9 protein-coding genes and 1 pseudogene are annotated in these 10,699 nt (G+C 63.9%); 4 read left to right on the top strand and 6 right to left on the bottom strand.

The window, feature by feature from the left end:
• A pseudogene (locus tag IC66_RS0108855) lies at nt 1-580 on the bottom strand (methyl-accepting chemotaxis protein); the annotation flags it as partial.
• Nucleotides 581-822: 242 nt separating this feature from the next.
• On the opposite strand from IC66_RS0108855, the gene IC66_RS0108850 reads away from it, so the two are divergent.
• Complete coding sequence (locus IC66_RS0108850; protein WP_028143820.1) at nt 823-2,118, top strand: hemolysin family protein; 1,296 nt, start codon at nt 823-825, stop codon at nt 2,116-2,118.
• 23 nt (nt 2,119-2,141) lie between these two features.
• On the opposite strand, the gene IC66_RS0108845 is transcribed toward IC66_RS0108850, so the two are convergent.
• The 3 genes from IC66_RS0108845 to IC66_RS0108835 form a co-directional block, all read right to left on the bottom strand.
• Nucleotides 2,142-2,381 carry a PilZ domain-containing protein gene (locus IC66_RS0108845; RefSeq protein ID WP_018316424.1) on the bottom strand — a complete coding sequence of 80 codons (240 nt, stop codon included), beginning with the start codon at nt 2,379-2,381 and terminating at the stop codon, nt 2,142-2,144.
• A 103-nt stretch (nt 2,382-2,484) separates the two neighbouring features.
• Nucleotides 2,485-4,197, bottom strand: a complete 1,713-nt coding sequence (locus IC66_RS0108840) for an FMN-binding glutamate synthase family protein (protein WP_028143821.1) — start codon at nt 4,195-4,197, stop codon at nt 2,485-2,487.
• A 398-nt stretch (nt 4,198-4,595) separates the two neighbouring features.
• Nucleotides 4,596-5,369, bottom strand: a complete 774-nt coding sequence (locus tag IC66_RS0108835) for a ferredoxin--NADP reductase (protein ID WP_028143822.1) — start codon at nt 5,367-5,369, stop codon at nt 4,596-4,598.
• A 385-nt stretch (nt 5,370-5,754) separates the two neighbouring features.
• On the opposite strand from IC66_RS0108835, the gene IC66_RS0108830 reads away from it, so the two are divergent.
• Nucleotides 5,755-6,570, top strand: a complete 816-nt coding sequence (locus IC66_RS0108830) for an ATP-grasp domain-containing protein (protein ID WP_038947412.1) — start codon at nt 5,755-5,757, stop codon at nt 6,568-6,570.
• Nucleotides 6,571-6,756: 186 nt separating this feature from the next.
• Here IC66_RS0108830 and IC66_RS0108825 read toward each other — a convergent pair whose 3' ends face one another.
• Nucleotides 6,757-7,698: an amino acid ABC transporter substrate-binding protein gene (locus IC66_RS0108825; RefSeq protein ID WP_028143824.1), complete on the bottom strand. Its 942-nt coding sequence runs from the start codon at nt 7,696-7,698 to the stop codon at nt 6,757-6,759.
• A gap of 9 nt (nt 7,699-7,707) precedes the next feature.
• Nucleotides 7,708-9,006, bottom strand: coding sequence for a dicarboxylate/amino acid:cation symporter (locus IC66_RS0108820; RefSeq protein ID WP_028143825.1), 1,299 nt, complete (start codon nt 9,004-9,006; stop codon nt 7,708-7,710).
• A 212-nt stretch (nt 9,007-9,218) separates the two neighbouring features.
• Between IC66_RS0108820 and IC66_RS0108815 the strand changes: the two genes are divergently transcribed.
• Both IC66_RS0108815 and IC66_RS0108810 read left to right on the top strand, forming a co-directional pair.
• Entirely contained in the window at nt 9,219-10,220 is a 1,002-nt protein-coding gene (locus IC66_RS0108815; RefSeq protein WP_038947411.1) for an NADP-dependent oxidoreductase, read from the top strand.
• A 144-nt stretch (nt 10,221-10,364) separates the two neighbouring features.
• On the top strand, nt 10,365-10,699 hold a 335-nt coding region (locus tag IC66_RS0108810), incomplete at its 3' end, for a cysteine rich repeat-containing protein (RefSeq protein ID WP_038947410.1).

The raw sequence follows: 10,699 nt of genomic DNA, 5'->3' as shown, positions 1-10,699 counted from the left end.
GCCTGCCGGCCGCGACACGCAGGTCCTGGGCCGTCCGCGCCAGGCTCAACAGCGCCGCGAGCGAGGAATCGGCGTTGATGACTTTCGCTTCGAGCCGGTTCATGACCGGCTCGATGTTGCCGATGACCTCGGCAACGCCGGGGAGAAAGCCCTTGATCACAGCACCATCGCGCGCTGCCAGCGGGACGCTCATCGCGCGATCTGCCGCCGCGGTGACCTCCTTCAGCCGCCGTGCGGCACGGTCGAGATTCTCGACAATCGCTCCGCCGTCATCCAGCACCAGGATCGCGCGCCTTGCAGCCTCGAAGCCGGCCTCGGCGGCTTTCGCGGCCTTCCCGGCCGCTTCGATCTGGGCTGGCGTCGCCGCCGCTTCCTGGAAGATCGGACCGATATAGGGGGCGCGAAGGCCGGCGACGTGCTGACTGACCATCAGGGTCGCACCAAAGGCATCGACAGTCTTGATCGCGTCGGAGCGGTTCGTGAAGATGCGCGTCTGGGGTATCAGCACCTCGGCGCCGAGGATGACTGCAAATACCGTCACCGTCAGCATAGACAGCGCGAAAAGCTTCCCGATCCGCATCCCTGGGTCCCCCGAATACACTTCTGCAATGTCGAAAACCTAGCCGGGCGGCCACTAAGAGCCCGTTAAGCATCGGCATTCCCGTAGTTCCACGGGAGCTCGCGCAAGCGAGTCCAAGTCAGCGGCGACACGGTTCCCTCGGGGCGCCAAATGCGGCAAAATTGCCGGCATTTCTTCGCCGAATACCTATATCAAGGCGTGTGCCGTCCTATTCGGCCACACTCCCTTACCTCGGAACGTCAATGCTCTCGGTCGAACTCGTCATCGTCGTCGTCCTGATCGTCATCAACGGCCTCTTGTCCATGTCGGAGCTGGCCGTGGTCTCGTCCCGCCCGGCCCGGTTGTCGATGCTCGCCGCCAAGGGCGTGCGCGGCGCCGAGCGGGCGCTGACGCTGGCAGCCAATCCCGGCAAGTTCCTCTCGACGGTGCAGATCGGCATCACGCTGGTCGGCGTGCTCTCCGGCGCGTTCTCCGGCGCGACGCTCGGACAGCGGCTGACGCAATGGCTGCTCGAGCTCGGTCTATCCGCGGGAATTGCCGACATCGTCGGCGTCGGCATCGTCGTGACGCTGATCACCTACGCCACCCTGATCGTCGGTGAGCTGGTGCCGAAACAGGTGGCGCTGCGCGACCCCGAAAGCATCGCGGTCAGGGTCGCGCCCGCCATGCACGTGCTTGCGAAGGTCTCGCTGCCGCTGGTCTTTCTGCTCGATCTCTCGGGCAGGCTGATCCTCACGCTGCTCGGCCGCGGCGGCAAGGCCGAGGAGAAGGTCTCGGAGGACGAGATCCACCACCTCGTCAGCGAGGCCGAGAGCGCGGGCGTGCTCGAGCCCGGTGAGAAGGAGATGATCGCCGGCGTGATGCGGCTCGGCGACCGGCCGGTCGGCGCGGTGATGACGCCGCGCACGGAGGTCGACGAGATCGACCTCAACGACGATCCGGCGGCCATCCGGGAGATCATCGCCAAGAGCCCGCATTCGCGCTTTCCCGTCTCCGACGGCGACCGCGACAAGCCGATCGGCGTGCTCCAGGCCAAGGACCTGCTGATCGCCTATATGAACGAACGCACGCCGGACCTGCGCGCGCTGGTGCGCGAAGCGCCCGGCATCCCGGCGTCGGCAGACGCGCGCGACGTGCTGACCATCCTGAAGGCTGCGCCGGTCCACGTCGGTTTCGTCTACGACGAATATGGCGGCTTCGAAGGCATGGTGACGGCCGCCGACATCCTCGAATCGATCGTCGGCGCCTTCCATTCGGAGGCCGGACCGCCGGAGCCCGCCTTTGTCAGGCGCGCCGACGATTCGCTGCTGATCTCGGGCTGGATGCCGGTGGACGAATTCGGCGAATTGCTCGGCGTCGAATTGCCGCCGCACCGCTACAACACGGTGGCCGGCCTGGTGCTGCAACAGTTCAACGTGCTGCCCGACACCGGCGATGCCTTCGACTTCGGCGGCTGGCACATCGAGGTGGTCGATCTCGACGGGCGGCGGATCGACAAGATCCTGGCGAGCCGGTTGAGTGAGGTCGAGACGGGGTGAATTGAGCGATAGCCCGCTCACGGTCACCCGAACCTCACGCCGATCCGCTTCTCCTTGCGCCAGATCACGGTGCACGACAGATGCGTTCCGTCGGCTTGGACGAACAGGGTGAAATGCTCGGGAATGCCGACCGGGCTGGTGACGTCGAGCGCAGCGCCGGTGTCGGACAGGTTGCGGACGGTGCAGTCGATCGCGCCGCCGCCGAACTCGATCGTTCCGGCCTTCAGCACGCGATGTCTCGCCTTGTCGCGCCGTTCGTCCATGGGCACAATCTACACCCAAAGTTGAACAAAATCTTAAATGCCAGCTCCGCTCGCGACGAATATGCGCGGGCCGGGCCGGTGCCGCCACCGGCCGAGCGATGCCCTATGGCGCCGGCTGGAACGTTTCCGCCTGCGCCATCCGCCAGGCGTCGCGGAAGCGCGGGTCTTCGGTGCCTTCGAGCAGCTCGCCAGGACGCAGCGCCGGATAGAGCTGCGCAAAGGATCTCACATCGGTGGTCGAGGTGCGCTGGGTGAAGTGAATCGGGCGTAGCTGCTGCGGATGCTCGAGGCCTGCCGCGGCGATCAGCTCGGTCAGCGAATGCAGCGTCGCGTGGTGATAATTGTGCACGCGGTCGATCTTGAGCGGCACGTAAAGCGCACGCGCGCGCGTCGGATCCTGGGTCGCCACCCCGGTCGGGCAGCGGTCGGTGTGGCAGCTCAGCGACTGGATGCAGCCGAGCGAGAACATGAAGCCGCGCGCCGAATTGCAATAGTCGGCGCCGATCGCCATCGCGCGCGCCATGTCGAAGGCGGTGGCGATCTTGCCGGACGCGCCGATCTTGATGCGGTCGCGCGCATTGATGCCGATCAGCGCGTTGTGGACGAAGTTGACGCCCTCGCGCATCGGCATGCCCAGATGGTCCATGAATTCCAGCGGCGCCGCACCGGTGCCGCCTTCGTTGCCGTCGACGACGATGAAATCCGGATAGATGCCGGTCTGAAGCATCGCCTTGCAGATCGCCAGGAATTCCCAGGGATGGCCGATGCACAGCTTGAAGCCGGCCGGCTTGCCGCCCGACAGGCGGCGCATCTCGGCGATGAACTGCATCATGCCGGCCGGGGTGGAGAAGGCGCGATGCGAGGCCGGCGAAATGCAGTCCTCGCCCATCGCGACGCCGCGGATCTTGGAGATCTCCTCCGAGACCTTTGCCGCCGGCAGCACGCCGCCGTGGCCGGGCTTGGCGCCCTGGCTGACCTTGAGCTCGACCATCTTGATCTGGTCGTCACCGGCGACGCGCGCGAACGCTTCGGGATCGAAGGTGCCGTCGAGATGACGGCAGCCGAAATAGCCGGAGCCGATCTCCCAGATGATGTCGCCGCCCATCTCGCGGTGATAGGGGCTGACGCCGCCCTCGCCGGTGTCGTGCGCGAAGCCGCCCTTCCTGGCGCCGGCATTGAGCGCGCGCACTGCGTTGGGACTTAGCGCGCCAAAGCTCATCGCGGAAATGTTGAACACCGAGGCCGAATAGGGCTTCTTGCAGTCGGGGCCGCCGATGCTGATGCGGAATTTCTCCTCGGCATGCGCCTTCGGCGACACCGAGTGGTGCATCCACTCATAGCCCTGGCGGTAGACGTCCTCCTGGGTGCCGAACGGACGCTTGTCGAGTTCCATCTTGGCGCGCTGATAGACCACCGCGCGGGTGTCGCGCGAGAACGGCATGCCGTCCTTCTCGCTCTCGAAGAAATACTGCCGCATCTCCGGGCGGATCTCTTCGAGCAGGAAGCGGATATGCGCCGAAATCGGATAGTTGCGCAGCACCGCGTGGCTCTTCTGCAGGAGATCGCGGACGCCGAGCAGCGTCAGCGCGCCGAAGATCAGGATCGGCACCAGCAGGATGTCGAAGATCTTGCGGTCGGCGATACCGATACCGATCAGGAGCGCGGTGACGACTGCGCAGATCGTCAGCACGATGAAGCGCGGCGAGAATGGCAGCAGCAGGGTCTCCATGATCCCCTCCTCCGCCAGCGGCAGGCGTTTGTGGGATGAGTGTTGGGAGAAGTCCTGCGTCTTGGTGTCGTCGGCCACGATTCCCATCCTCTCGCCAGCAATGAGGCGGTACGATACGCCCTTGCCTGTCATACGGATATGACGCGGCCCTTGTTTCAGGCTAGCGAATTCGGCCGAGACAGATCAACCAGCCCGATGGGCGGGTTTTGCAGTGCAGCAGAGGGGTGGTGGAGGGGCGGCGGACGCTGGGCCCTTAATGGCCGCGCGTGGGGTCACACTGGATTCCCCAATCTCAGCTGTCGTCCCGGGCAAGCGTAAGCGCAGACCCGGGACCCATAACCACAGGATGTCGTGGTGAGAGAAGACTGTCACTCCGACCCTACGCATAACCACGGCCTGTGGTTATGGGTCCCGGATCGGCGCTCCGCTTGTCCGGGACGACGAGTTGAGTGTGGCGCGCGATTACGCCGCCTCTTCAAAAGAGCTTAGCGCTCGACGAATGCCTTCTCGATCACGAAATGGCCAGGCTTGTTGCCGCTTCCTTCGATGAAATCACGGCCTTCGAACATCACCTTCAGCTCTTCGAGCATCCCCGGGCTGCCGCACATCATGATGCGGTCCGTGGCGATGTCGAGGGGCGATTGCCCGATATCGTTGAAGATCTGCTCGGAGTTGATGAGGTCGGTGATGCGGCCGCGGTTCTTGAACGGCTCGCGGGTCACGGTCGGGTAGTAGATCAGCTTGTCCGCGAGCAGCTCGCCGAACAGCTCGTCCTCGCGCAAGGAAGCGACCAGCTTCTCGCCATAGGCGAGCTCGGAGACCTGGCGGCAGCCATGCACCAGCACGATCGACTCGAACTGGTCATAGACCTCGGGGTCCTTGATCAGGCTCGCGAACGGCGCGAGGCCCGTTCCGGTCGAGAGCAGCATCAGCCGCTTGCCGGGAAGGAGGTTATCGGTGATCAGCGTGCCGGTCGCCTTGCGGCCGACCAGGATGGTGTCGCCCTCTTTGATCTTCTGCAGGCGCGAGGTCAGCGGGCCGTCCTGAACCTTGATCGAGAAGAACTCGAGCTCTTCCTCGTGATTGGCGCTCGCCATGCTGTAGGCGCGCAGCAGCGGACGGCCGTCGATCTCGAGGCCGATCATCGCGAACTGGCCGTTCTGGAAACGGAAGCCGGTATCGCGCGTGGCGCGGAAGCTGAACAGCGTGTCGGTCCAGTGCTGGACGGAAAGAACCTTCTCTCGGTAAAACGCGCTCATGATTTTCGATATTCCGAATAATTGCGGTTTTAGGGCAAAAGCGTTGCCCGGCCCTGAAAGCGGGGCGGTCACCATTGCCATGGCGGAGGATTTCGCGTGTGTGATCTACGCCATTGAGACCAATAATCAACCTCGTTCCGGATGCAATTGATGCCGGTCAAACCGGCATTTGCGGCGGAATTGGCCATATTGTTAATGAATCTGCTGCCGGGCGCGCGCGGCGGGCAATTTCTTTTCCCTGCAGCGTTCGAATGCAGCACTTAATTTCCATCGCGCTCGCGAGAATTTCATTAAGAATAGCTCTGACTTTCACCCTGGTTCGGCGCCGTTTCCCGCATTTTTGCGGCTTTTGGCGCCAGGAACGTCTGAAACGCGACGGAAACACATGGCGGCAAGCGACGAGCGAATCTTCGTCCAGGCCATCAGGCGCTATTGCGCGGAGCATGGCATTGCGGTCGATGTCCGCGCCGGTGGCTGGCTGATCGCGATGCGCCGGGGCGATGAGCGGCGCTTCGCCTTCGGCTACGACATCGGCCTCAACAGCGCCATCGCCCATCGCCTCGCCAACGACAAATCGGCGACATCAGAGGCGCTGGCGCTGGAGGGCGTGCCCTGCATTTCCCATCACCTCTTCCTCAACCCGAAGCTGGGCGTGCACGTCGCCGGTGCCGATTGGCGCCAGCGGATGCTCGCGCTGCTCGCTCAGAATCCGCAAGGCGTGGTGGTGAAGCCGAACGAGGGGACATCGGGGCGCTCGGTGTTCAAGGTGACGACGGAGGCGGAACTCGACCACTCGGCCAGCGAGGTGTTTTCGATGAGCGCCGGGCTCGTGATCTCACCCTATGTCGCGATCGAGGACGAGGTCCGCGTGGTGCTGCTCGATGAGGCGCCCCTCGTCGTCTACAGCAAGCAGCGCGGCACGGATTGGCGACATAATCTCGATGCCGGCGCAAAGCCGGTGTTGCTGGGGGACAGCGAGGTTCGAACGGCCTGCGTGGAGCTGGCAATCGATGCCGCGCGCGCGATCGGCATCGCTTTTGCGTCGATCGACGTGGTCCGCGTCGACGGCGAATGGAAAGTGCTCGAGATCAATTCCGGCGTGATGATGGAAGCGCTCGGCAAGCTGCATCCGCAACTGGTGCAAGCGGCGTATGATGCGGCGCTGGATCGGGTGTTCGATCGAGTGTACAGCGAACGATGACCCATCACCGCCACCCCCAGCGCAACGGCAAGGCCGTTGCGCTGGGGGTGGCAGCTTCTTCAGCGGCCCTCGAAGGGCGACGGCCCGTCTGCCAGCTCGGCCGTTCATCCTTCGAGGCTTGCTCGGCGGTGCGCTTGCACCGCCGAGCGCGCGCCTCAGGATGACGGAGAGAGAGCGAACCGCCGTCTAATTATTCGCGCTCGCTGAATCGTCCATCGCCTTGAACGCCTCTTCCAGCTGCAGCGAGATCGGCACGTTCAGACGTTCGCCGGTGGGAAGCCTTGCGGTGAACCATTTGTTGTAGAGCGGGACGAGGTCGCGGTTGGAGCCGAGCTTGCGGAAGGCGCGCTCGACCACGGCCGATAGCTGCGGCTCGCCCTTCCTGAACATGATGCCGTAGGGGTCGTAGGACAGATAATCGCCGGTGACGCGGAACTTGTCCTGCGCCTTGTGGCGCGCGATCAGGCCGAAGAGCAGGATGTCGTCGGTTGCGAAGGCATCGGCCTTGCCATCGGCGAGCATCTGGTAGGATTGCTCGTGATCGGCGCCGACGGCGATGTTCAATCCCAACGAAAATTTCTTGTCCGCGGCCTGGATCGCCTGCTCGTTGGTGGTGCCCTTCGTCACCACGATGGTCTTGCCCTTCAGATCGGTGAGCGACTGGGCGCTGGATGTCTTCGGCACCATCAGCTTGGTCCCGGCGACGAACATCAGCGGCGAGAAGGCGACGCGCTTGCCGCGCTCGGCATTGGCCGTGGTCGAGCCGCATTCCAGGTCGATCTTGTTCTGCAGCACGGCGTCGATGCGGTCGTCCGAGGTGACCTTGACGTAGTCGATTCTGAGATTGGGATCGTCGACCTCGACGCCGATCTCCTCGACGATGGCCTCGCAGAGCTCGAGGCTGTAGCCGATTGGACGGCCCGACTGGTCGAGGAACGAGAACGGCGGCGAGCTCTCGCGATAGCCGAGCCGCACGGTGTGCGCCGTCTTGATGGCCGACAGCGTCGGGCTGAGCCCTTCGCCGCCGGTCTGCGCGGATGCCGAGGTCGCGAACAAGGAGGTCGCGAGCAACGATGCCGCGAGCAACAAGCCGCTTGAGGTCAGTGACCTCGCCAGTGTCTGGCCCATGGTTCGCTCCTATCCATGGCCGGCCATCGCGGGCACTTCGCCCGGCACCATGTCCTCAGGCACGACGTCGCCGGGTCCGAGCTCGTGCTCGGGCCCGAGCTCGCCTTCCCATTTGGCCACGACCGAGGTCGCGAGCGTGTTGCCGATCACGTTGGTGGCGCTGCGACCCATGTCGAGGAAGGTGTCGATGCCCATGATCATCAACAGGCCCGCTTCGGGGATGTTGAACTGCGCCAGCGTCGAGGCGATCACCACGAGCGAGGCGCGCGGCACGCCGGCGACGCCTTTCGAGGTGATCATCAGCGTCGCCAGCATCGCAAGCTGGGTGCCGAGCGGCATGTCGATGTGATAGCTCTGCGCGATAAAGACGGCCGCGAAGGTGCAGTACATCATCGTGCCGTCGAGATTGAAGGAATAGCCGAGCGGCAGCACGAAGCTCGAGATCCGCGACGACGCGCCGAAGCGGTTGAGCGCCTCGAGCGTCTTTGGATAGGCCGCCTCCGAGCTCGCGGTCGAGAAAGCGATCATCAGCGGCTCACGGACCAGCTTCAACAGATGGCTGTAGCGCGGGCCGATCACGATGAAGCCGACGATGACCAGGATGGTCCACAGGATCGCCAGCGAGAGATAGAAGCCGCCCATGAACACGACGAGCTTCCAGAGCACCGCGAGGCCGTTCTTGGCGACGGTTGCGGTGATCGCGGCCCACACCGCGAGCGGCGCGAACAGCATCACGTAGCTCGTGACCTTGAGCATGATGTGGCCGACGTCGTCGATCATCGCGAGGATCGGCTTCGAACGTTCGGGCATGGAGCCCATCGCCACCGAAAAGAACACCGCGAAGATCACGATCTGCAGGATCTCGTTCTGCGCCATAGCGTCCGCGATCGAGGTCGGGATCAGATGGGTCAGGAATTTCTCGATCGAGAATGCCGACACCGGCAGGCCGGTCGATTGCCCCGCCTGGGGCAGCGTCCCCGGGAAGTTCGCACCGGGCTGCAGCAGGTTCACCATCACGAGGCCGAGCAGCAGCGAGACGAAGGAGGCGCTGATGAACCAGCCCATGGTCTTGGCGAAGATGCGGCCGAGCTTGGAGCCCGAGCCCATATGGGCGATGCCGCCGACCAGGGTCGCGAACACCAGCGGCGCGATGATCATCTTGATCAGGCGCAGGAACATCATGGCGATCAGGTTGATGGAGGACGCCCAGTCGGCGCGCGTGTCGGGCAGGAAGTTGTAGATTGCCGACCCCATGATGATGCCGAGCACCATCGCGGCCAGAATGTATTGCGTAAACCTGTTCGACATCGCTTACCCCCACGTACACCGGCGCTTCATGATGTCGCAGTTATCACAACGACGCAACACGCTTTGCGTGTGATCGCGTTTTCAGGATGTTCCCGTTGTGAAATGGAACGCCGCGATCTAGCCTTCATGCAGCGCACAACGTATGCGGCCTGCACGTTTTGTTTGCGGCGGTTGCATCAATAATCGTCAAGACAATCAAAGAGGGAAACGCCATGAGCGGCAACATCAATCACCAGATTCTGCTGGTCGAAAAACCCAGCGGCAAGCTCGGCCCCGAACATTTCAAGATGGTGGAGAGCACGGTGCCGGAGCCGAAGGACGGCGAAGTCCTGCTGCGCGTGCGATACATTTCGCTCGACGCCGCCAACCGCGCCTGGATGCACGGCGCGACCTATCGCTCCGCCGTCGAAGCGAACAGCGTGATGGCTGGCGGTGCCATTGCCGAGGTCGTCAGCTCGAAGGCCGATGGGCTTGCGGCGGGCGACATCGTGTTCGGTGACACCGGCTGGCAGGAATTTGCCGCGGTGCCGGCAAAGCATCTCACCAAGATGCCGAAGCTCGAGCCGATGACGCACCTGCTCAGCGTGTTCGGCATCGCCGGCCTCACCGCCTATTTCGGCCTGCTGGAGATCGGCAAGCCCAAAGAGGGCGAGACCGTCGTGGTCTCCGCGGCCGCGGGCTCGGTCGGCTCGATCGTCGGACAGATCGCCAAGATCAAAGGATGCCGCGTGATCGGCATCGCCGGCGGCGCGGACAAGTGCAGCTGGCTGACCTCCGAGCTCGGCTTCGATGCCGCCGTGGACTACAAGGACGGCGCGGTCTTCAAGGCGCTGCGCGCAGCTGCACCCAAGGGCATCGACGTCTATTTCGACAATGTCGGCGGCGACATTCTGGAAGCCTGCCTGCCGCAGATGAACAATTACGGCCGCATCGCCTGCTGCGGCGCGATCTCGCAATATGACGGCGCGCCCTCCGCGCACGGCCCGCGCGGCGTGCCCGGGCTGATCGTGGTGAAGCGGCTGGTCATGCAGGGCTTCATCGTGATGGATTACATGAAGGAGAGCCAGCGCGCGCTCGCCGAGCTCCAGGGCTGGGTCAAATCCGGCAAGCTGAAGGTGCAGGAGGACATCATCGATGGCCTCAAGAACACGCCGAAGGCGCTGATCGGATTGCTTGCGGGCGAGAACCGCGGCAAGCGCATGGTCAGGCTCTGACGGCGCAATTGCACCGGCATAATTGACTTGCGGGTGACGTCAAAGCGGCGAATGATGCTGCTTGCGAGGCGTCACTCGCGAAGATTGCGATTACATCACATTTTGAAAGTCGTCGGCGTGACCGACGGGGCAGGAAATCACCAGATGTTCAACACGTTGAAACAGGCATCGACGCGCAAGGCGTTGCTGGCGGCCGCGCTCTTCGCAACTGCAACAGGCGCGTTCGCGCAAGCACCGACCGAAGCTCAGAAGAGCGCCATCCGCTCCGCATGCCGTTCGGATTTCATGGCGCATTGCTCGAGCGTGACGCCCGGCGGCGTGGAAGCGTATCAATGCCTGGCGAAGAACATGTCCAGCCTGTCGGCGGGATGCCAGACCGCGGTTCGCGCTGTCGAACCGGCGAAAACCGAAGCTGCCCCCGCCGCGCCGAAGAGCGAGGCCGCGCCCAAGGCGGAAACGGCGCCAGGCGCACCGAAAGC

This window comes from Bradyrhizobium genomosp. III (genome assembly GCF_000261705.1).
In the GTDB taxonomy this organism is placed as follows: Bacteria; Pseudomonadota; Alphaproteobacteria; order Rhizobiales; family Xanthobacteraceae; genus Bradyrhizobium; species Bradyrhizobium ottawaense.
Note: the sequence above shows the minus strand (reverse complement) of the source record. Positions and strands in the feature narration are given on the sequence as shown.

Bases quoted from the DNA above. Each gene is read 5' to 3' on its own strand.
- IC66_RS0108850 (WP_028143820.1), top strand. From the start codon at position 823: ATGCTCTCGGTCGAACTCGTCATCGTCGTCGTCCTGATCGTCATCAAC.
- IC66_RS0108845 (WP_018316424.1), bottom strand. From the start codon at position 2,381: ATGGACGAACGGCGCGACAAGGCGAGACATCGCGTGCTGAAGGCCGGA.
- IC66_RS0108840 (WP_028143821.1), bottom strand. From the start codon at position 4,197: ATGGGAATCGTGGCCGACGACACCAAGACGCAGGACTTCTCCCAACAC.
- IC66_RS0108835 (WP_028143822.1), bottom strand. From the start codon at position 5,369: ATGAGCGCGTTTTACCGAGAGAAGGTTCTTTCCGTCCAGCACTGGACC.
- IC66_RS0108830 (WP_038947412.1), top strand. From the start codon at position 5,755: ATGGCGGCAAGCGACGAGCGAATCTTCGTCCAGGCCATCAGGCGCTAT.
- IC66_RS0108825 (WP_028143824.1), bottom strand. From the start codon at position 7,698: ATGGGCCAGACACTGGCGAGGTCACTGACCTCAAGCGGCTTGTTGCTC.
- IC66_RS0108820 (WP_028143825.1), bottom strand. From the start codon at position 9,006: ATGTCGAACAGGTTTACGCAATACATTCTGGCCGCGATGGTGCTCGGC.
- IC66_RS0108815 (WP_038947411.1), top strand. From the start codon at position 9,219: ATGAGCGGCAACATCAATCACCAGATTCTGCTGGTCGAAAAACCCAGC.